This is a genomic window from Verrucomicrobiia bacterium (assembly GCA_035946615.1).
GTDB lineage: Bacteria > Verrucomicrobiota > Verrucomicrobiia > Limisphaerales > UBA8199 > DASYZB01.
Genome location: DASYZB010000073.1, coordinates 1 through 21,156, shown reverse-complemented (window position 1 = coordinate 21,156; position 21,156 = coordinate 1). Strand labels below are relative to the sequence as shown.

At 58.6% G+C, this 21,156-nt stretch carries 16 protein-coding genes and 1 other RNA gene; 7 read left to right on the top strand and 10 right to left on the bottom strand.

The window, feature by feature from the left end:
- Positions 1-92: 92 nt before the first annotated feature.
- The 5 genes from folK to purM are packed head-to-tail and all read right to left on the bottom strand — an operon-like array spanning position 93 to position 4,245.
- A complete protein-coding gene (gene folK / locus VG146_10925; protein HEV2392859.1) occupies positions 93-623 on the bottom strand; it encodes a 2-amino-4-hydroxy-6-hydroxymethyldihydropteridine diphosphokinase in 531 nt (176 codons plus the stop codon).
- Positions 604-1,338, bottom strand: coding sequence for a 4-hydroxy-tetrahydrodipicolinate reductase (dapB, locus tag VG146_10920; GenBank protein HEV2392858.1), 735 nt, complete (start codon positions 1,336-1,338; stop codon positions 604-606). Before dapB ends, folK begins: the two co-directional genes overlap by 20 nt.
- 60 nt (positions 1,339-1,398) lie before the next feature.
- Positions 1,399-2,277, bottom strand: a complete 879-nt coding sequence (gene dapA / locus VG146_10915; GenBank protein ID HEV2392857.1) for a 4-hydroxy-tetrahydrodipicolinate synthase — start codon at positions 2,275-2,277, stop codon at positions 1,399-1,401.
- 9 nt (positions 2,278-2,286) lie between these two features.
- Positions 2,287-3,132, bottom strand: a complete 846-nt coding sequence (gene dapF / locus VG146_10910; GenBank protein HEV2392856.1) for a diaminopimelate epimerase — start codon at positions 3,130-3,132, stop codon at positions 2,287-2,289.
- Between the two features lie 3 nt (positions 3,133-3,135).
- The gene (gene purM / locus VG146_10905; protein ID HEV2392855.1) at positions 3,136-4,245 is read right to left on the bottom strand and encodes a phosphoribosylformylglycinamidine cyclo-ligase; all 1,110 of its coding nucleotides are present in this window, start codon (positions 4,243-4,245) and stop codon (positions 3,136-3,138) included.
- A 106-nt stretch (positions 4,246-4,351) separates the two neighbouring features.
- Between purM and VG146_10900 the strand changes: the two genes are divergently transcribed.
- Positions 4,352-5,743 (top strand): LysM peptidoglycan-binding domain-containing protein, encoded by a 1,392-nt coding sequence (locus VG146_10900; GenBank protein ID HEV2392854.1) that lies wholly within the window; start codon positions 4,352-4,354, stop codon positions 5,741-5,743.
- A gap of 2 nt (positions 5,744-5,745) precedes the next feature.
- Here the strand turns inward: VG146_10900 and ileS are convergent, their stop codons facing one another.
- Positions 5,746-8,568 carry an isoleucine--tRNA ligase gene (ileS, locus tag VG146_10895; GenBank protein ID HEV2392853.1) on the bottom strand — a complete coding sequence of 941 codons (2,823 nt, stop codon included), beginning with the start codon at positions 8,566-8,568 and terminating at the stop codon, positions 5,746-5,748.
- Positions 8,569-8,802: 234 nt separating this feature from the next.
- Between ileS and tyrS the strand changes: the two genes are divergently transcribed.
- Entirely contained in the window at positions 8,803-10,083 is a 1,281-nt protein-coding gene (gene tyrS, locus VG146_10890; protein ID HEV2392852.1) for a tyrosine--tRNA ligase, read from the top strand.
- A gap of 54 nt (positions 10,084-10,137) precedes the next feature.
- On the opposite strand, the gene VG146_10885 is transcribed toward tyrS, so the two are convergent.
- Positions 10,138-11,040 (bottom strand): aldo/keto reductase, encoded by a 903-nt coding sequence (locus VG146_10885; protein ID HEV2392851.1) that lies wholly within the window; start codon positions 11,038-11,040, stop codon positions 10,138-10,140.
- Positions 11,041-11,280: 240 nt separating this feature from the next.
- Here VG146_10885 and VG146_10880 point away from each other — a divergent pair, with 240 nt between their 5' ends.
- Complete coding sequence (locus tag VG146_10880) at positions 11,281-13,077, top strand: immunoglobulin domain-containing protein (GenBank protein ID HEV2392850.1); 1,797 nt, start codon at positions 11,281-11,283, stop codon at positions 13,075-13,077.
- 249 nt (positions 13,078-13,326) lie between these two features.
- Here VG146_10880 and VG146_10875 read toward each other — a convergent pair whose 3' ends face one another.
- The gene (locus VG146_10875; protein ID HEV2392849.1) at positions 13,327-14,298 is read right to left on the bottom strand and encodes a sugar phosphate isomerase/epimerase family protein; all 972 of its coding nucleotides are present in this window, start codon (positions 14,296-14,298) and stop codon (positions 13,327-13,329) included.
- 316 nt (positions 14,299-14,614) lie between these two features.
- Between VG146_10875 and ssrA the strand changes: the two genes are divergently transcribed.
- Both ssrA and VG146_10865 read left to right on the top strand, forming a co-directional pair.
- Positions 14,615-14,967, top strand: a transfer-messenger RNA (tmRNA) gene (ssrA, locus tag VG146_10870).
- Between the two features lie 106 nt (positions 14,968-15,073).
- Complete coding sequence (locus VG146_10865) at positions 15,074-15,976, top strand: hypothetical protein (protein ID HEV2392848.1); 903 nt, start codon at positions 15,074-15,076, stop codon at positions 15,974-15,976.
- Between the two features lie 588 nt (positions 15,977-16,564).
- Here the strand turns inward: VG146_10865 and VG146_10860 are convergent.
- A complete protein-coding gene (locus tag VG146_10860; protein ID HEV2392847.1) occupies positions 16,565-17,680 on the bottom strand; it encodes a serine hydrolase domain-containing protein in 1,116 nt (371 codons plus the stop codon).
- A 473-nt stretch (positions 17,681-18,153) separates the two neighbouring features.
- On the opposite strand from VG146_10860, the gene VG146_10855 reads away from it, so the two are divergent.
- Positions 18,154-19,611, top strand: a complete 1,458-nt coding sequence (locus tag VG146_10855) for a very short patch repair endonuclease (GenBank protein HEV2392846.1) — start codon at positions 18,154-18,156, stop codon at positions 19,609-19,611.
- Here the strand turns inward: VG146_10855 and VG146_10850 are convergent.
- The gene (locus tag VG146_10850; GenBank protein ID HEV2392845.1) at positions 19,594-20,754 is read right to left on the bottom strand and encodes a DNA cytosine methyltransferase; all 1,161 of its coding nucleotides are present in this window, start codon (positions 20,752-20,754) and stop codon (positions 19,594-19,596) included. The two genes, VG146_10855 and VG146_10850, sit on opposite strands and share 18 nt — an antisense overlap.
- Positions 20,755-20,949: 195 nt before the next feature.
- Between VG146_10850 and VG146_10845 the strand changes: the two genes are divergently transcribed.
- Positions 20,950-21,156, top strand: a 207-nt coding sequence (locus VG146_10845) for a YbhB/YbcL family Raf kinase inhibitor-like protein (GenBank protein HEV2392844.1), incomplete at its 3' end; no start/stop codon positions are given.

The window sequence follows — 21,156 nt, the reverse complement described above, 5'->3', positions numbered from 1 at the left end:
GGTTTCCTTCGGGAAACGGCTTCAATACGAAGATTCGTCGGTGAACAAGGCGCTGCTTGTTGTTAGATTTTTTCCAATCCGCAAAAAGATCTTCAGCCTGGCGCAAGACGCATGCGCGGGTCAGGGGGCAAGGCAGCCAGCAATTGCGCCACGGTTTTGCTTTGGCCGGGCAGAACCAGGCGGTGGGCAATCTCGCTCAACGGTTGCAGGACGAACCGGCGCTGGACGGCGCGTGGGTGTGGCAGGTTCAATTGTTCTGTCGCGCGGGTTTCCTTTCCAAAAGCGATGAGGTCCAGGTCCAGCGACCGCGGCGCGTTGGGCAGGTGCCTGCGCCGACCGAATTGCCGTTCCAGTTTTTGCAAGCGGGCCAGCAGGCTCTCTGGATTTTCTCGTGGCAGCGGTTGCAGACCCACGACGGCATTGATGAATGGAGGAGAGCCGGGTGGACAGTCCACCGGCGTGGTTTCCCACAGCGAAGACAACAGCAACGCACCGGCGGAAAACTGCTTTAGTCTCTCGATGGCTTCGAAAACGTTTTGCCGGGGATTACCCAGGTTCGAGCCAATCGCTATGAAAGCCCACGTGGCATCGGCTGGATTCGGTTCATTTGAGCCCGAGCACATCCTGCATGTCATAGAGGCCGGGGCGCTGTTTGACAACCCAATGCGCCGCACGCAAGGCGCCTTTGGCCAAAATCTCCCGGCTCGAGGCCCTATGCGTCAACTCGACCCGCTCGCCTACCCCGGCAAAAATTATCGTGTGGTCGCCGACGACATCGCCGCCGCGCACCGAATGGATGCCGATTTCGGTTGCCGTTCGTTCTCCGACGATGCCCGAGCGCCCGTAACGGACGGACTGTTCGAGCTGCTGCCGCCGCACTGCGGCGAGAATTTCGGCCAGCGTTTTGGCCGTCCCGCTGGGTGCGTCGCGTTTAAGGCGGTGATGCATCTCGACAATTTCCAAGTCGAACTCAGGCCCGAGGACCTCCGCGGCCTTGCGCGTCAACCAGAACAGGGTATTGACACCCGTCGAGAAATTCGACGAAAGCACGATGGGAATGCGGCTGCTGAAGGCGGTGATCTGAGAACGGTCTTCCTGAGAATGGCCGGTGGTCCCGATGACCATCGCTTTGCCGTGCTCCGCGCAAAGCGATGCAATCCCTGCAGTGGCGCTGTGTGAACTGAAATCGATGACCACTTCGCCCTGAGCAATCACGGCCGTGAGGTCGTCGCCTTGATCAATTTGGCCCGTGATTTGCAGCTCCGGTTGGTGGGCGGCGCAGGCCGCCAGCGCGCGGCCCATCCGGCCTTTGGACCCGGTGATGATGAGTCGTGTCATGGTTTAAATTGGGTGAATTGGCGTCTCAGGGCGCATGCGGGTCGAGACCGGTTCCCATTCTCATTTCAAAAGGCCGCAGACCTTCATTGTCTTGCGAAGCGCTTCGCGATTCTTTGCATTCATGGGCACCAGCGGCAATCGGTATTCCTCGTGGATTTGGCCCATCATGGCCAAAGCCGCTTTGATCGGCACGGGGTTGGTTTCAATGAATAAATCCTTGAAGAGCGGATAAAATTCCCGGTGTAACTTCATTGCCGCGGCGGAATTGCCGCCGGCAAAGGCCTGCACCATCCGCGCGATTTGGCGCGGGATAATGTTCGAGGCAACGCTGATGACCCCTTGGGCGCCCACCGCCATAAACGAAAGTGTCAGGGCGTCGTCCCCGCTCATGATTTCGAAGCGCGAGCCCACCGCCGCCCGCAATTGGCTCACCCGGTCCGGGTTGCCGCCGGCCTCTTTGATGCCTACGATGTTCTGGCATTCTTTTGTCAGTCGTTTAACGGTCTCGACCGCTATCTCGATGCCGCAGCGGCTGGGGATGCTGTACAAAACTATCGGAAGCTTCGTCTTGCGGGCCACCTCACGGAAATGTTGGAAGAGGCCTTCCTGGGTTGGCTTGTTGTAATACGGGGCGACCTGCAGCGACCCATCCGCGCCGGCGGCTTCCGCGCGCTCAGTCAGATAGACGGCTTCACTGGTCGAGTTGCCGCCTGTGCCTGCAAGCACCTTGATACGCCGGGCGGCAAATTCAACACAAAGAGCGATGATCTGGATATGCTCGTCGTAATTGACCGTTGGCGATTCGCCAGTGGTCCCTACGGGCACGATGCCATCGACGCCTCCCGCGATTTGCTTTCTAACCAGCCGTTCGAGAGCGGCTTGGTCGATTTGGCCGCCTTTGAATGGCGTCACAATGGCAGTGTAAGTTCCGGTGAACATAGGCTTGCTTTACAGTTCGATTCGGCCCTCAAAGACAAATTCAGCCGGGCCCGTCAAACAGACCCGCTCAAAACCGCCGTCCTCCTCCCCGAAGCTCACTTCGAGCAGGTCGCCCCCTTCAACGCGCACCTGAACAGGGGAACCAAATCGATGCACGCGCGCCGCCACCAGGGCTGAGGCGGTCACTCCCGTCCCGCACGCCAGCGTTTCGCCTTCCACGCCCCGCTCGAATGTCCTTACGCGAATTTGCCCGGGGCCAAGCACCTGAACAAAATTGACGTTGGTGCCTTTGGGGGCGAAGCGAGGATGGCGGCGAATCTCGGGACCTAATTGCTGGACCATGGCCTTATCCGCATCCGGCACAAACAGGACGGCATGTGGAACCCCGGTGTTGAGGGAATGGACTTCCAGCGGCCCGGCGGCCAAGGGGAGTTGTTCGTTCAGGCGCATTTCGCCGGGGGCCGTCAGCGTCACTTGAATGCGCTCGCCCTGGAAATGCGCCCTGATCAGCCCCGCCCCGGTCTCGAATGTTAGATCGCGGTCCCAGCCGACCCGGCGCTGGACGAACCGGGCGAAACATCGCGCCCCGTTGCCGCACATCTCTCCGATGCTCCCGTCGCTGTTAAAGAACTCCCAAGCCCAATCCGCCTGCGAGGTCCGGGCGGGGATGAGAAGGATAATCCCGTCCGCCCCGACACCCCGATGCCGGTCGCACAAACGCACGATCTCGGGTCGAGTCAGGCGGATTCCCTGGGCGCGGTTGTCAATCAATAAAAAATCGTTGCCTGCCCCGTTCATCTTGGTGAAATCCAAAACCACGGCTCGGGAAAGTATCGCCCAAAGCCCAAAGTTCAAGGGCTAAGTGATTGTTGCCAGACCACGCCCTTTGGTGACCTGCCCAATCACCCACGCCGCCTGACGCCGCTTGAGGATGAAGCGCAGCACTTCCTCTGCGCGTTCCCGAGCTGCGATGACAACCATCCCAATCCCCATGTTAAAGACCCGATACAGTTCCGCATCGGGCAAGGCCCGGCGCTTTTGCAAAAGCGTAAAGATTGGGGGGATAGGCCAGGAGCCTTTTCGGATCGAGACGTTACAGTGCTTTGGCAGCACGCGCGGGATGTTATCGACAAAGCCGCCACCGGTGATGTGCGCCAGGCCCTTGATCACGGGCGTGACGGCCTTTTTGCCTCCTGCCAAACTGCGCCTTTTGCTTGCAGCCGGCTGCCGGGCGGGTTTTTGCGCATTAAATCCTTCGAGCAGAGTGTGCACCAGAGGCCCGTAGCTAACGTGGACCTTGAGCAACTCCTCGCCCAGGGTTCCCTTAAAATCGGGGAGGCGGCTGGAGGGCTTTAGTTTCATTTGGTCGAACAAAATTTTTCTGGCCAGGGAATAGCCGTTGGTATGCAGCCCACTGGAAGCCAGCCCGATCACTGCATCGCCCGGGCGAATCGAGGTCCCATCCAGCATCCTGCCCTTCTCGACAACGCCGATAATCGTGCCGCTGACATCGTACTCGCCGGGCTGATATAAACCCGGCATCTGCGCGGTCTCGCCGCCGATGAGCGCACAGCGGTTCTCCGCGCAGGCCTTGGCGAACCCGCGAATAATCTGGGTGAAAACTCGGGGCTCGAGTTTGCCGGTGCCGATGTAATCCAGGAAAAAGAGCGGCTCGGCTCCGAGAACGGCGATGTCGTTGACGCAATGATTGACCAGGTCCTGGCCGATGGTGTCGTGGCGGTGCATGGCGAAGGCTATTTTCAGCTTGGTGCCTACGCCATCGACGCTCGAAACCAAAACGGGCTCGCGATATTTGCGAAGGTCAAGCGCAAACAGGCCGCCGAAGCCGCCAACTTTGCCCAGGACCTCAGGGCGCCTGGTGGCGGCCAGCAATTGCGGCAGGCCCGCCTTGAGCTTGTTGCCCAAATCAATATCCACGCCCGCGCGCGCGTAAGCCTTCGGTTTCATCGGCCCCGAGATTACTGAGGCCCGAGAGGATGTCCACCGTTTAGGACAACCTCAACCTCGCCATTTTCGGATTTGATATGGAGCACATTTCCGGGTAAATACCTGTATGCGCTGGCGCGTCATTGCCTTGGTTTCGCTCGGCGTCAACCTCTTGGGTGCCGCCGTGTGGATGGCTTTGCCCCATCCTCGCCGCCTCACCACTCTGGCTTTAGACGCAGGAACCAACGCACCAGCCAGCGCCGGGCGCACCAACATTATCGTCCGCCGCCAGTTCTTTTCCTGGCAAGAGGTCGAGTCGCCCGATTATCCCACATACATCGCCAATCTGCGCGATATTGGCTGCCCGGAGCAAACCATCCGCGACATCATCATTGCCGATGTCAACGCGCTTTATTCCCGCCGCCGCGCCACGGAGCTGGTCACCCCTGAGCAGCAATGGTGGCGGAGTGAACCGGACACTAATGTGATGCAGATGGCTTTCGAAAAGGCCCGCGCGCTGGATGACGAACGGCGAGCCCTGCTGACCCGTCTGCTGGGAACAAACTGGGAAGCCGGCGACCTGGTCAACCTGCCGCGCCCCTCGCATGCGGGTGTTGTGCTGGACGGCCCATTGCTGGGCACGCTTCCGTCGGACACAAAGCAGGCCATCCAGAACATCAGCCAGCGTTCCGAGGACCGCATCCAGGCTTATCTCAACGCTCAACGCGCCCAGGGGAAACAAGCCGACCCGGTTGAGTTGGCCAAGCTCCGGCAGCAAACCCGCGATGACCTCGCCCAAGTGCTCTCTCCGCCTCAACTCGAAGAGTACCTGTTGCGCTATTCCCAATACGCCAATGATCTCCGGGCAGATTTTGGACAGCTTACCTATTTCAATGCCACGCCGGATGAATTTCGCGCCGTGTTCCGGGCCACCGACAGCCTCGACCAGCAGATCGAATTGCTCGCCGATAGCACCGACCCCAGCGCAGTTTCGGCACGACAGGACCTCGAAGCCCAGCGCGAAAACGCCATTAAGCTCGCCCTCGGCCCGCAGCGCTACGAGGAATATGTGATGCTCCACGACCCGGTTTATCGCGACGCGGTTGCCACCGCCGACCAGGCGGGCACACCGGAAGCCGCGCGGAGCATTTATCAAATCAATCTTGCCGCCCTCGAACAGCAGGACGCCATCCAGGCCAACACCAACCTGACGAGCGAACAAAAGAACATCGAAATGAAGCAACTCGAGGTGGATCAGCTCAAGGCCAATGCGATTGCTGCCGGCCAGCAACTGCCCCCTGAGCCCACCAGCGTCGCGCCGCCACCCAAGCGCACTTATACGCTGCGCCCAGGGGATACCGCCGCAGTGATAGGGATGATCTATGGCGTACCCGAGGCGGCCATCCAGGCGGCGAATCCCAACATCAATTTCAGCAGGTTAAGACCCGGTGATTCGATCAATATCCCCGGTGGCGCCATGGCGCCCGTGCCGGCGCCCAGGACACCCTACGCCCCCTAAGGCTAGGCAACCGCCGGGCTGGTTCGCACCGCTGCCACACAGCGCCCGCAGAGGGTGGGGTGCTCAGGAGACGAGCCCACATCGGTTTCCCAGTGCCAGCAGCGCTCGCATTTGGTTCCTGCTGCTTTGCTCACTACAACGGTGATTTGACCGCTGCCTTCCCGCCTGATTTCAAGTTGCGACACGTTCAGCAGTTCGCGCAATGACTCCAGGTTTCGCTCCGCCTCAGCCAAGCCGGCGGATTCCCCGGCAAACGTCAGCTTCGCTTCGAGGGCTTTGCCGATTTCCTTGGCCTGCCTGGACTTCTCCAATGCCGCGAGAGCAAGCTCACGCAAATCGAACAGACCTTTCCACAACGCCCGCTCCGCGCCGGGCCGCGCGAATGGCTTGGGTTCCCAGGGGAGCAACTGCGGCGATGAATCCGCCATCCCAGGCAAAAACTCCCAGGCCTCATCCGTGGTAAAGGCCAGGATTGGGCTGAGCATTTGACACAGGCCGGGGCAGATGCGGCACAGAGTGGTTTGGGTCGAGCGCCGGCGAGATGAGTTTGGCGGGTCGGTGTAGAGCCGGTCTTTGACCACATCGTGGTAGATAGCCGACAGTTCGACTGCGATGAATTGGCTGACCTTCTGGTACACGGTATGGAACTCGAATTGGTCAAAGGCCCCGATGACCTCTTGTTCAAGGTGGGAAAACTCGTCGAGTATCCAGCGATCCAGCCCGGTGAGGCTCTCATCAGGGACAGAGTTTTTAGACGGCTCGAAATCAAACAGGTTCGCCAGTTGATAGCGAAGGGCATTGCGGATGATGCGATAGGTTTCGCCAACTTTGTCGATTCGTTTTTCGCTGACGACCAGGTCATTGCGATAATCCTGGGAAGCCACCCAAAGGCGCACGACATCGGCGCCGTAGCGTTTCACATAAGCATCGGCGGTTTGCGGCTTTTCGTAACCGCTTTGTTTGCTCTTGGAAATCTTTTCGCGGTCTTCATCGACCATGAACCCGTGCGTCAGCACGGTGCGATAAGGGGCGGCGCCGTTGCCGGCCAGCGAGAGCAACAACGATGATTGAAACCAGCCGCGGTGTTGGTCGCTTCCTTCCAGGTACATATCGCACTGGAACGGCTTCTCTTTCCCGCGCAGCTCGGGGCGCCGGGCTACGACGGCCCGTGAAGAGGACCCCGAATCGATCCAAACATCCAGCGTATCGTTAGACTTTGCCGACGGTTCCGGGCCTTTCCATCCGGCGGGCCTGACGGCCTGCCAGAGTTCGGCGAGGGTTTTTTCAAACCAGACATTCGAGCCATGCTTTTCGATCAGGCCGGCGGCGTTGCGGACAATTTGCGCATCGAGAATAGGGGTCTTCTGGGCATCATAGAACGCCGGAATGGGCACACCCCACGCGCGCTGGCGCGAGATGCACCAATCGGGCCGACTCTGGACGGCGGCCTCGATGCGGCTCTTGCCCCACTCGGGAACCCAGCGCACGCGCTCGATTTCAGCCAATGCCCGCTGGCGGAAGCTGGCGTGGTCGATTTCGATGAACCATTGGTCCATGGCGCGGAAGATGACCGGGGTTTTGCTGCGCCAGCAGTGGGGGTAGCTGTGGTGATAATTCTCCTGGTGCAACAGCGCATTGCGGGCGCGCAGTTCATGCAGCACGGCCTCATTGGCGTCGCTTTTGCCGTGCTTTTCCAGGATGGATTTGCCGATCATTTCGGCGGGCATTTGTTGCTCAATGGGCAGGTCGTTCGTATAAGCAAGGCGGCCCTCATCATCCACCGGGGAATAAATCGGCAGGCCGTGCTCGGACCCGAGTTGATAATCTTCCAGGCCGTGACCCGGGGCGATGTGGACAAAACCGGTGCCGGTCACGTTATCGACAAAACTATCACCGGCAAAAAAGCGGCCAGTCCTGGGGCAGAACGGGTGCTGGTATTCGAGTTGGTTGAGATGCCCTCCATCGAGGCTGCGCACAATTTGGTAGCCCTGCCAGCCGCACTTCTCAGCTATGGCCGAGAGCAACAGCGCCGAGACGATGAATTGCTCCCGCCCCACTTGGACGAGGGAATAGCTGAAGGTGGAATTATAGGCCACCGCCAGGTTGGCCGGCAAGGTCCACGGGGTCGTGGTCCAAATTACAACGGAGGCGCCTGGATGACCCAGGAGGGCAAATTTGACAAAGATGCTTTGGCTGACATGTTCCTTGTACTCGACCTCGGCTTCTGCCAGCGCGGTGCGGCATGGGATGCTCCAATACACCGGCTTCTTGCCCCGATACACAAAACCCTGCTCGACGATATCGGCAAAGAGCCTTAACTCTTCGGCCTCATACTCTTTATCAAAGGTCAGGTACGGGTGTTCCCAGTCCCCCAGAATTCCCAAACGCTTGAATTGGGCCCGCTGAATATCGATGTACTTCCGCGCGTAGGCCTCGCATGCACGGCGTATCGAGGCCTGGTCCGAGGCCGTGTTGCCTGCTTTGCGCATCTCCTGGGTGACCTGGAACTCGATGGGCAGCCCGTGACAATCCCAGCCGGGAATATAGGGAGCATTAAACCCGCGCAGGGCCTTATAGCGCACCACGAAATCCTTCAGAATTTTGTTCAAGGCCGTCCCGATGTGGACATCGCCGTTGGCAAAGGGAGGGCCGTCGTGCAATACAAATCGGGGGGCCCCCGCGCGTCTGGCCTGGACCTGCCCATACAGGCCGGCAGCCGCCCATTTCTTCAACCGGTCCGGCTCCCGCGCGACCAGGTCGGCCTTCATCGGGAAACCGGTTTGGGGCAGATTTAGTGTGTTCTTGTAATCCATGCGCCGCGACAAAGGAGACGAAAGTTAACAGCCGTCCGAAGGAGTGTCAACGAACCTCGAATGAACGCCGATGGACGCGAATCAGGTTGAGCGGCAGCTTTTTCGATTCTTGCTTGTGTCGTTCTTTGTTTGTTACTTGGCCGGGGTCTCGACAGAATTCGCGTTCATTTGGGTTGATTTGCGGTTATGATTCAGAAGCTAACTCGGAATTTGAGTTTGGGCTGCTGCACACTATTCTCCGGGCGAATGAGCATTTTGGACGAACTCCAATGGCGCGGACTAATTGCCGATTGCACCGATGCGCAGGAATTGGCCAAACGCCTGGCAACCGGTCCTATCACCCTGTATTGCGGCTTCGACCCGACGGCTGACAGCCTGCATGTGGGCAGTCTGGTTCCGTTGCTGGCCCTGAGGCGGTTTCAGCTACTGGGGCATCATCCCATTGCGCTGGCCGGCGGGGCCACCGGCTGCATTGGGGACCCCAGCGGCAAAACTCAGGAGCGCCAATTGCTCACCAAGGAGGTCCTCGATGCCAATATCGCCGGCATACGCCGGCAACTCCAGCGGTTCCTCGATTTCGACAGCAAAACCAATCCTGCGCGTTTGCTGGACAACATCACCTGGACAGAGCCGGTGAGCTACCTCGAGTTCCTGCGCGACATTGGCAAGCACTTTTCGGTCAACCAGATGATGGCCAAGGAAAGCATCCGGGCGCGCATGGAAGACCGCGAGGTGGGGATCAGCTACACCGAATTCAGCTACATGCTGCTGCAGGCCTTTGATTTTTATGTCCAATGCCGCGAGTACAATTGCGAGTTGCAGATCGGGGGCAGCGATCAGTGGGGCAATATCACCGCCGGCATCGAACTGACCCGTAAAAAGCTCGGGCGCACCGTTTATGGGCTGACCCTGCCGCTCATTACCAAGGCCGATGGCGCCAAGTTCGGCAAAACCGAATCGGGCACCGTCTGGCTTGACCCGGCCCGAACCAGCACCTACAAGTTTTACCAGTTCTGGATTCGCACCGATGACCGTGACGTCATGCAATACCTGAATTACTTCACCCTGCTCTCCCAGGAAGAGATCGGCGCGCTCGATAAGCAGCACGCCAAAAACCCCGGGGCGCGCACTGCGCATAAGGCCCTGGCGAAGGCGGTCACCGATTTGGTCCACGGTTCGGACGCCACCGCAGAAGCGATGCGGGCCAGTGACATCCTGTTTGGCGGCGAGTTGGCCGGCGTTTCAGAAGGGACCTTCAATGAAATCGTGGGTGAAGTGCCAACGCGGGACATCGAGCGTAGCCGGCTCGGCAATGCCGGCCAGCCTTTGGTGGAACTGCTGGTGCACAGCGGCCTATCCTCGTCGAAAGGCCAGGCGCGCAAAGATGTCGAGGGCGGCGGCGTGTACGTGAACAATGTGCGTGAGGCCAACCCGCAGCGCGCCATCACAGCGCAGGATTTGCTCTTTGCAAAACATCTGCTCTTGCGCAAAGGAAAAAGAAACTATGTCGTGCTGACGGCAAAATAGGCTCGGAAAAACCGGCATCCCCAACCCCAAGCCTCTATTAATTGAAGCAGCCTCTCACGCGCGCTGCACTCTGCGCACCGTTGCGGCGAAGTCGTCAATCTCTTCGACCTTCTCGAACCCGACATTCAACACATCCACACAACCCAAGCCGAGGACGTACCGGGCGGATTGGTCCCGTTTCTCAGGGCTGTTGCGCAGGCGGCCCTCGCCAATAATCTTCATGCCAACCACTCCCTTGCCTGCCGCGTGGAGCTTCTTGAGCACCGGCGAAACCTCATCGGGCGGCCCATCCATGCTCATCTGAAATGGGTTGATGCGGGTATGAACCGAATCGACCCAAGGCTCATTGGCCGCGGCTTCAAGGGCCGGTATCGAGTGGCAGGAAACCCCGTGCGCCCGGATGACGCCTTTTTGTTTCATTTCTTCCATCAGGTCCATTTGCTTGCGCAATTCCTGCGGCCACGCGCCGGACTCGACACAATGCAGCAGGACCAGGTCGAGGTAATCGGTCCCTATCTCTTTGAGGAACCGATGGACCACCACATCGGCATCGGGCCGGTCCTTGTCGGGAATGCCCCCGGGCCTGAACCAGATTTTTGAGACAATGGAATATTTATCGCGCGGGATGCCTTTTAAGGCGGGCGCCAGGAAAGGGTGTGTGCCATAGAGGTCCGCCAGGTCGAACAACCGGACACCCCGATCATAAGAGCCCTGGATGAGCGCCTCGAATTTCTCCTTGCCCATCCGCGTGGCATCTGATTGCCGGTTCCCACCATGGACCCCGGTTCCAAGGCAAAACCGGCTCACCTTAAGTCCGCTGCGGCCCAAAGGCACAAATTCGTAGGGATCAAACCCGGCCGGCGTGGCTTCGACCGCCTCCGCCAACCGCATTCCCGCCAGCATGCCGCCCATCCCGAGGGCCGATCGTTTGAGAAACTCGCGCCGTTTGATTTTCATAAAAGAAGTTCCCGTATGGTTCTTCGGTCTGTTTCGTATGTGCTACTGGACAATATTAATCGTCCTTTCGCCCAAATGCAAACGTAACAGGAGATGGACCAACCGCCCCGGGGCCGCTTTGAAAAAAAAGCAAAAAATGATTTGACCAAATCCCAGTAGTTGCGCTAAATCACCGAACGTGAGTTGTGAGCGGACTTCCGACCTCTGCCCCAAACCAATAAAAAGAACAACATAAATATTATGACTAACCCCCATCCGTTGAAGAGTAAGAGAACCACATTACCTGCGCGCCTGGTGGCGCGCATCGGATTTGGCACAGCCCTGCTGCTGGTTTTAACCGGCGGCCTGGTCCAGGCTGCCAGCAATGTTTTAATCAACTCCGGATTCGAGACGGGTGATTCCACCGGGTGGACCCCTTATGGTGCCCATGCAGTGGAATCGACCAACAACCTTTATTACAATGGCGGCAGCACCGTTGGGGCCTCGAATGTCCTGACCCACAGCGGTGAGTACGTGGGCAAGACTTACGGCAGCTTCACCGGCGGTTACAATTCAAACGGCTATTACCAGGATGTCGTGGCCGGCGCCGGTTCGGTATGGTCGGCAAGTGGTTTCGCCTTATCTCACCGGCAGGATTTGATTCAGAGCGGCAACCAGTTTTGGTTTGAAGTCACCTTCCGCGATTCGACTGACCAGGTGCTGGCATTGTATCGCTCGTACATTCTTGACCCATCGAGCGCCGATGGGGTGGTGTCTAACACCTGGTACGACCTGGCTGTAACAAATGCCTATGACCTCAGCGACCCCTACCTGACCACCATCACCAACACCGTCTCCAGTTTCACGGCTCCCGCTGGGACAGCGAAAGTGCGTTACCAGGTCCTATTTGTGCAGCTCGGTGGCTACCCAGGCGGTTCGATTTATTTTGATGATCTGAATCTGACCAAAATTGCCGGAACCGACCCCGACATTAGCGAGTCGCCGCTCAGCCATACCCGGATTGTGGGCCAGTCGGTCACCTTCAGCGTCACAGCCGCCGGAGGTACAACGCTGCATTATCAATGGCAGAAGGATTCAACCGACCTGGTCGATGGCGGCAATATCTCCGGAGCAACCACCGCCAGCCTGACGGTGTCGAACCTGACCATTGCGGACGCCGGCAGCTACACGGTGCGGGTCTCGGACGTCAACGGCAGCATCACCACCGCTCCAGCGACTTTGACGATTGTTACGGCTGTGGAAGCGGCCAATTATCTCAGCGATCCAGGACTTGAGGCCGGACCCGGGTTTGCGCCCTATTGGTCCTCTTACAACGGGGCCGCTATAGTGAGCACGAATAATTATTATTTCGGGACAGGCACGCCCGTCGATGTGCATGGCGGGACCAACGCCGGCCAGGCCTATGGCGCCGGGGCGGGCTCTTACAACGGCTTTTACCAGGACGTCCGCACGGATGACATCCACACCGTGGCGCCGGGGTCAATCTTCGTGGCGGACGGCTGGGTTTATACTTCGAGCTCCGATCAAATCGCTGCCGACAATACGGCGTGGGTCGAAGTGCATTTCCACGATGGCAATGGCAATATCATTGGCCTGTATAAGTCGGCCATCATCGATTCCACCTTCCCGACCGACACCTGGATCGATCTGCCGGTCACCAACATTATCGCCTTCTACAGCGATTACTCGGTCGTGGGCAACACCCGCTACCTAACTGCTCCTGCAGGGACCGCATACGTCCGTTATCAAACGGTTTTCCATGTGGGCACCCAGGGCGGTGCCGGCTCGGTGTACTTTGACGACATGAGCCTGGTCTCGAAGCTGCGTGTCACCGTTGGGTCATCGGTCAGCACCCCCGGCACCTTCAAAATTACATTCCCGACGCAAGTGGCCACCACTTACCAAGTGCTCTATAAGAACGACCTGACTGACCCCGCCTGGCAATTGCTGACCACCGTCACCGGTGACGGCACAGTCAAAACCGTCACAGACCCTATTGGCCCTGGAAAGCGGTTCTACACGGTCAGCACGCTTTAAGCGCCTAAAACCCCAACTGCAGAGCTGAATCCTCAGCCCTGCCTGCCCGGTCCCGGGGAGTTGGGAGGACCGTGGGATGGACTACGCATAGAGGGACCCCTCTGCCCGACCCTCTCCCCTGCGGAAGGGGAGAGGGAGATCGCGGTTCGCGCAGCAGTCGCCTAAACGCAATGGCAGTGCGGGGCGGCACCGCTCACCCCTTGAAAATCGAGGACGAGGATGGCGGCAATCTATTCTTAAAACGTGCTTTTAGAAATGGCCGCCACCCGCCTTCAGAGCAAACGCTTTTTTGAGCGCTGCGGCCACCACCGCACAGGCCTCCTCCTTGGGCATTTTATTTACGACCTGATTAAAGGGTTCGACCCGGACAGGCCCGTCATAGCCGATCTGGTTAAGGGCGGATAGAAAAGCGCCCACATCAATCACGCCGGTTGCGCAGGGCAGTTCTCGCCGGCCATCGGGCAGTTGGTCTTTGGGAATGCCCGCGGGCGCATCGTTTAAATCGACCGCAATGACCTGATTTCCCTTAAGAGCGAGCAAGTCAGCCACGGTATCGCCGGCCTGCCACCAATGCCAGCTATCCAGCACGAACCCCACGTTGCCAGTATCGATGGCAGCGATGAGGTCCTTCATTTCGGCCAGCGTATGAATAAACGTATAACGGCGGCTGGCCCAGGAAGTTTTTGGGCCGACATATTCCAGGCCCAGCCGAACCCCGTGCTCCTTGAGCGTCTGGGCCACACTGCCCAAACGGGTTACATGCTGGCGAAAATTCTCCAGATAGGGCAGCGTGTCATGGCACGGCGTAAGCCACGTCGCGGCGCGGTCCACCCCGGCTCGCTGAAGGCCGGCGGCGAATTTGGGCAAGCCTTTCAGCCCCTCGTTGAACTGGGCCTCGTCCCGTCGAAATTCCACCGGCAGCCCGGCAGCGCCAAAGATGATGCCCTGGCTTTTCATCGAGGATTTAAGCTCCGCCATTTGGTCATCGGAGAGTTTGGCCAGGAAAGCGCCATCGGCGCCGACCGATTCGAATCCATGCCGCGCCGCAAGTTCGATGGCCTCGAGCTGGTTGGCCGAAACCCCGATATTGCCGCACACCAGGTCCATTGTCATCCGGCGTTGCGGCTGGGGCTTTGCCGATACACCGGTGAAGAGCGCGCCTCCGGCCAGCGACGCGAGTGTTGTTTGGCGGATGAATTGCCTGCGATTGAATTGCTTCATAAGGGCGCTAGCGCATGTGTGGTTTGCCCAAACTCTGCGCGCAACCGATTGTCTGCTGATTTCCCGCCTTGTGCCAGTGGAAAACCGGTTGCCGAATGTAGGAAACGACGTAAGGAGTCGAGTCTCTGATCAGCAACTTCAGGGTGAACCAAAAGGGTAAGCAGACAATCTTATCTTAATCAGCGACTCCTTACGTCGTCTGCTACAAAGGTTGGTCTCCTACAAAGGTTGGAAACCGATCTTGTCATTGGCCTGCATGCTGCCTGGTTTTCTTGACGGGCTGATGAAAATGAACGAGAATAACGGTGTTCCGCATGGGGGCGTACTGGTTTCGACTTTGCAGGTACGCCAGAGGCGGCATGCCGAGGATGGTTCGTGGGCCTCGTTAAAAATCGGACCAAACAAAACAGCTAACCAAGAATTAGCTCTCGCGGCCTAATGCCGCGACGTTCGCTGGTGGACACCTGCTACGCCGGACGAACGCCACAGCAGGTTAGGCCGCTAGCGGCGCCCGCGCGCCGGCGGCTGAATCTCTTATCCTGTGGGCTAGGCTGGGCAGCTCGGTGTCAGGCCGTTATCGTCCGGCAGAAAACTCTCTCCTGACTAAGCATGTAGTCGCGGCTGGTAGATTTGCCAAGGACCCGGGTTCAACTCCCGGCGCCTCCACCATTCTGAATTTCGTACGGGAAGCGTCAGCGTCGCCGACGCTTCGCGGTGCGGTTTTCGTTTCAGCCAGGAGATTCCAGGGTTTTGCGTCTAATCGAAAAGGGTTCTTATGTTTTCTGAACAGATCGAATTGCGGGGGCATATCATCGATTCGTTGATTCTGCCGAAGGTGCTGGATGAAATCCTGACCTGCGGCGGGTCTTTTACAATTCGGGAGGTCCAGATTGGCAAACAGCGCAATGACCCGAGTTATGCGCTGATCGATGTGTTCGGGCCGTCCACTAGCGCCGTGGATGACATCGTGCGGCGCTTGCGCCAGCACGGCGCGGAAGTGGTCGAGCAAACGCCGGTGCGTCTGGTCGAAGCACCCGCCGATGGCGTGTTCCCGGAGGACTTTTACGTCACCACCAACCAGCAGACGTTTGTGAATTTGAGCGGCAAATGGATTCAGGCGCAACCGGCCACAATGGATTGCGGCATTGCGGTGGATGTCGAACGGCAGGTTGCGCAGACGGTGAAGTTTTCCCAGGCGCGCCGCGGGATGCAGATAGCCATGGGCCATCACGGCATCCGGGTGATGCCGGTGCAACGGTCCACCGAGCGCCCGAGTGCGTTCGAGTTCATGGCCAGTAATGTGTCGAGTGAGAAGCCCAAGAGCGCGATCATTCGGGAGATAGCGGCCGAATTCCGGCGCGCCAAGGAGGGAGGGGGAAAGATTCTCGTGGTGGCCGGGCCGGCGGTGGTGCACACAGGTCGAGGCACAAAAGGCGATGCGCTCGAAACTGGGCGGGGTGACTATCGCCTTGATGATGGGCTGCATTCCATCGCGGTGGGCAATTTGCTGCCCGCCAGCGTCAAAACCATCTGTGTGGATAGCAACCCCTCCGTGATCACCAAGCTGACGGACCGGGGCACCTTCCAGGCCATTGGGTTGGTGACGGATATCGAGCCGTTTCTGCGGGAATTGAAAGAGTTTTTAGCGGGTGAGGAGTTACCCAGGCGGAATGAGTGAAGGAAACCAAACGGGTTTCCAATTCATGGCTCAAAAGAATGAACTTCGGGTTTTGCTTCGCAAGCACGACATGCAGAGGGACGAGCGCTACGTGTGGGATTAACGGAAGGGGCGAACGGGCGCAACCTCTTCGAGGTTGGCTCGGCTCCGCGACAATTTTCCCAGGGTAGCTCCCCCGCCCTTTCTAATCTTCTCCACCCAAACGCTGCGCGGGGAAAAAGCTCAGCCCACTCAAATGAATAAGCTCGTGTTGAAAGGGCGGGGTCGCAACCCCGGGCTGGAGGGCGGAATCCCTTCGGGATTCTCGGGCGATCCTCCGCCCTCAGCCCCACCAACGGGGCACATGAAGTTAAGTTAGTTAGCGCAAGGACCTGGAGAGCGATAATCACCTTGTGGCCGAACCGAACAGGGCCATTTTGGATGGCTAAATAGATACCGGAAGGGGGAGGGAGAAGCGACTACAGGGACTCCTCTCCCCGGCCCTCTCCCCTCCCGCTGCGACGGCGCGACAGCGCGGCGAGTCGGAAGGGGAGAGGGAGAATGCTCGGCAGCTTACGGTTGTAGCGCATGTTACGGACTCCTCAGTAATTACTTCCCCAACCATTTTTTGATCATTGCGGCGGCGACCTCGTCACAGCCTTTGGCGGCGTTATCTCCCGCGATGTTAGTTGCGGTAATGACGGCGAAATCCTTTTCCGGCGCAAGCCACATTACCAAATACCACATCGTGTTTGACCCGGCATGAGTCAGGGCCTTCCCGCCGGCCCAGCTTCGGCTGACACTGGCCCAGCCGCAGGCGTAATCCTGTCCAGCCGGGGGTGTGTGGAGTTTGCGAAATGTTTCCGGCTTTAACAGCCCGCCCCGCCGTTCGCCGCGCATGGTGGCGATGGCATAGGCGGCAAGATCGTCGAGCGAGCAATGCACCCGGCCTGCAGGCGCGATGGCTGGCGGGTTATCAGACTGGCTGGGCTTCACGGCTCCGAGCACGCGGCTGTGGCCCCAAGGCTCATCGACTTTGCCAATGGTCCCTGGCGGACCAAAACCGGCGGAACTGATGTGCAGCGGTTTGAATAGCCGTTCTGTAATCAGTTGTTCCCAGGGCGCGCCGGTGAGCTTTTCGAGCATTGCGCCCACAATCGCGTAGCCCTGGTTTGAATAAATGAACCTGGCGCCGGGCTCTGCGGCCGGTGGCCGGCTCAGGACCGCCTGGATGAATTCGTAGCGTTGCTGAATTGGCGTGCCCTGTTGCTCCCAGGCGCGGCTCCAGGCATCGGCGGGCGGCTCGGCCGAGACGCCCCCGCGATGGGTGAGCAGTTGTTCCACAGTCGCATTCTGGTAGGCCTTGTTCATTGTAGCTTTGAACTCGGGGAACACCTCGGGAATGGTTGTATCCCAGCGTAACTTGCCCTCCTCGATGAGCATGGCGGCGAGCATCGCGGTCATCGATTTGGTGCAGGAACCGATATGGAATACGTCGTTAGTCGTCACGGATGCCGGCTCACCAACCTTGCGCACGCCCACGGCTGCGCGATCACAAATCAATCCGTTCTTGACGACAACGACGGCAAGTGCTGGAAAATTATACTTTTGCCGGATGGTATCGAGGATCTGAACCGTGTCTGCAGTTCCCCTGGATGACACTTCCGCAGCGATGGCTGGGAAGGCGACGGCTGGGACGACAAAGAAAAAGAAGGCCGGATGCACGATCAGAGCTTAGCGCTTCATCGGATTGAGTCAAACCCAGCGCATAACTTCCATGAAAAGGCCATTTGCAAGACAGAGAACAACTGGTTACTTAACCCACCCACACCTCTCATGAGCAAAATACTTACTTTGTTTGACATGCGCGAATCCGCATTGCGAGAAAGGAGTTACCAGCCTCTACTTTGATTGTCTTTGTCGACCAGCTGCTGTCTTTTTCGTTTTGGAACGTGAAAGCATATGTAAGGGCAGGGCTTGCCCTCCCTTTTCGCACATCCCTTCGGGCCAGGTGAGTAAGCGCCCGCTTGTCACCAACGATTCTCGTGACCATGATTCAAGGCCGGAGAGCCCCCAGACCCATCATCTATAGAAACCACCCGCCCATCCCAACGGGCAAAAAATGTGCACCTTCCTGCTCCAACATCCGCCACCGCGCCTGACATTAATCCTGGAATCACCTACTATACGCCTCGGACATGCCCGACGTCTTTACAAAGACAAAACGCAGCCAAGTCATGGCAGCCATCCGGTCCACTCGCAACCAAGCGACGGAGCTAAAGTTTGCTGCCATGCTCCGAGCCGCCCGCATCACGGGCTGGCGCAGAGGCCAGCGCCTGCCAGGCCGGCCCGACTTCGTCTTTCGCCTCGCCCGACTCGCAGTCTTTGTCGACGGCTGCTTCTGGCACGGCTGCCGCTGGCATTGCCGAATGCCGAAGTCACGCGGCGCCTACTGGAATCCGAAAATCCGCCGCAACAGGCTGAGGGACAGTACCGTCTCGACGCTCCTTCGAAACCAAGGCTGGCGAGTCCTGCGCATCTGGGAGCATTCGCTCCGTTCGCCCGCCGCCGTCCTCTCCAAGCTCGACCGCCACCTTGCAAAACCGCCTCCAAAACGCTACAAAGCTTGCTTGAACGTCGAAACATTCGAGAAACTGCTTGGTGAGCTTTGCGACCGCCTGACCGACGAGTGCAGGTCAGGTCGGACCTATGACGCCTCCAAGCCATTCGAAAACCGCGTCCGCCAGGTCATCAAGACCCTGCTGGGCAGGTTCAAAATCCCGGTGGACTTCTCGCCTCACCCCTACGGCTTCCCCGACATCGTCCTCGGGCAGTTCGGCATCGAAGTGAAGTTCACAGTCCACGACACCTGGCGCTCGGTCGCGAATAGCGTTTTCGAGAGCTTCAGGAGCAAAGACGTGAAGCACATCTACATCGTTTTCGGAAAAATGGGCGGCGAACCCGGAGTCCGCTGGGGCCGCTACGAGGAGAGCGTTATGCACGTCAGAACCTCGCATGTTCCCAGGTTCGAGGTCGAGATTGGCACAACGCGGCCCCTCTTCCCAAAGTTCGGGATTACATACGAGCAGTTTTCAGCGCTATCAGCGGACGAGCGGATGACATACATCCGCAAATACGCTCGCGACCGCCTCAAAGGCGGTGAAGGTTTGTGGTGGCTCGAAAGCAGCCCCGAGAAAGCCCTCGAATTGCAGGTGCGCCCGTTCTCGCAATTGGAAGAGGCAGAGCAGCTGAAACTGCGCGCGGAGGCGTCGTTGCTCTTTCCCCAGATCGTGGGATCCTCCCACAATAGGACCAAATATGTGGCACCGCTGACTTTCCTCCTCTCCTACCACGGCATCCTGGCTGCCCGCGACATCTTTTCGGCAGGTAGTGCAACCGCTAGACCGGGCACGCCAGAAAGTAAGATCCGCGGCGGAAATCACGTCAGGAGGGCACTGCAGGTGATCGAGAACCAAATGGTCAAAGCGGCCCACTATCTCCCCTCCGAACTCTTCGTTACGTATTGGGGATCGGACTTTGCGCCGGACAGCAGGATTAAGGAGTGGTTGGCACGAGCTGATGTCCTGGCCAATGTCGGGGCGAAACCCTGGAAGCCCTCAGATTACCTATTCAAGGATTTACCCGAAGCACGCTAAAACGGCTTGCGCGACGTGCCACGCCAGCACAGGCGGCACAGCATTCCCCACCTGCCGCTCCGTTTCTCTTAGCCCGCACAGGAAAACGAACCGGTCAGGAAAGGACTGGAATCTCGCCGCCTCGCGCATCGAAATTCTCCGCGGTAGCCGGTAGTGCCACTGTATGTTGCCGTGGCACTCCGCCCGGATGGTGTAGCCTGGCCGGTCCGCAATCAGCTTCCGGTTGCCTTGCTCTGGGCTGGTCTCGGCGAAGCTCCAAATGTGGTTAACGGCCGCGTTCTGCTGCATATTCTCGAGGTCACCAATCGCCTCTTTGGCGCTCATCCAGTTAGCCGGCGACCGCTCCGCCTTAGGAGGCACAAACGGCTTCACATCGCCCCGCGTGCCTACAAATATCACACGTTCCCTGGTCTGCGGTACGCCGTAATCCGCCGCCTTGTAAAGCTGGTGGTGCAGCTTGTAGCCAAGCGCATTGAAGTCATTGAGCACCTGCTCCAGCCACACCGGATGCCGCAACAGCGCTTTCACATTCTCAGCCACGAACACCTTTGGGTTTACCCGTCTAATCCCCTCGATCATGGCCTTGTAGAGCCCGCTGCGGGCTCCGTTCACACCAGCCCGCTTTCCGTTCACCGAAATATCCTGGCACGGGAATCCCCCAATTAGCACATCAGCACTTTTGGGCAGCGTGTCCATCAGAGTCCAGACGTCCCCCCGGTGAATATCGTGCCCTAGGTTTCGCCAGTACGTTTTGCAAGCTGCCCCGTTCGTGTCATTGGCCCAAACTATCTCAAACGGCAGCGAGCGGTACCGGCGCCCGAAGATCTCAAATCCGCCAGTGAATCCCAAATCCATCCCTCCACAGCCGGAAAACATCGAAACCACCGTGAATACCTTGGCCCCATTGCCGTTGCCATTGCTCGGCCCAAGCACCGCCGCAGGCTTTGGCTGCTCATATTCCTCACGCACCACCAGCCCCTTGCTTCGCCGGCTGAGGCCATAGCGCACTTCCTTCAGAAATGACGGCTGGTTCTGCTCCTCGCAATACTGCGATGCCACTTTCATAAACCAGTCCTTCAACGTGCTGCCCGACAGGGAAAGCGAGGCATAGAGCCTCCGCTTCAACTCGGGTTCCACGTCCACAACAATCCTTGCTGATTCACCATGGTGCGCCATGAACGTAACGTTATCTAGGTGACGTAACTTGCGCAAGCCCCAAAAAACTGTGCTGCGCTCAACCAATTGAGCCAATCCGCTGAGCTGGTTTCGCTGGTTTCCAGTTGTTTGACCCGGCTGCCTGGAGTAAGGTGTGGCATGAAGGTTGCCATGGCATTCGGAATGGCGCTCGTCATTGCCGCGGTGGGTACGGTTTGGGCGCAAAAACCAGAAAAGAGCACTATGCAACTGACCAGCGCTGAATTTACAGAGGGTGAGGCGATTCCAGTCAAATACACCTGTGAGGGCAAAAATGTTTCTCCGCCGCTGGCGTGGAGCGGCGTGCCTGCCGGGGCCCGGAGCCTGGCCTTGATAGCTGACGACCCGGAT

Coding starts and splice junctions, on each gene's coding strand:
- VG146_10885 (HEV2392851.1), bottom strand. CDS start 11,040: ATGAAAATCAAACGGCGCGAGTTTCTCAAACGATCGGCCCTCGGGATG.
- dapB (HEV2392858.1), bottom strand. CDS start 1,338: ATGACACGACTCATCATCACCGGGTCCAAAGGCCGGATGGGCCGCGCG.
- dapA (HEV2392857.1), bottom strand. CDS start 2,277: ATGTTCACCGGAACTTACACTGCCATTGTGACGCCATTCAAAGGCGGC.
- tyrS (HEV2392852.1), top strand. CDS start 8,803: ATGAGCATTTTGGACGAACTCCAATGGCGCGGACTAATTGCCGATTGC.
- VG146_10865 (HEV2392848.1), top strand. CDS start 15,074: ATGTTTTCTGAACAGATCGAATTGCGGGGGCATATCATCGATTCGTTG.
- purM (HEV2392855.1), bottom strand. CDS start 4,245: ATGAAACCGAAGGCTTACGCGCGCGCGGGCGTGGATATTGATTTGGGC.
- VG146_10880 (HEV2392850.1), top strand. CDS start 11,281: ATGACTAACCCCCATCCGTTGAAGAGTAAGAGAACCACATTACCTGCG.
- folK (HEV2392859.1), bottom strand. CDS start 623: ATGTGCTCGGGCTCAAATGAACCGAATCCAGCCGATGCCACGTGGGCT.
- VG146_10900 (HEV2392854.1), top strand. CDS start 4,352: ATGCGCTGGCGCGTCATTGCCTTGGTTTCGCTCGGCGTCAACCTCTTG.
- VG146_10855 (HEV2392846.1), top strand. CDS start 18,154: ATGCCCGACGTCTTTACAAAGACAAAACGCAGCCAAGTCATGGCAGCC.
- VG146_10875 (HEV2392849.1), bottom strand. CDS start 14,298: ATGAAGCAATTCAATCGCAGGCAATTCATCCGCCAAACAACACTCGCG.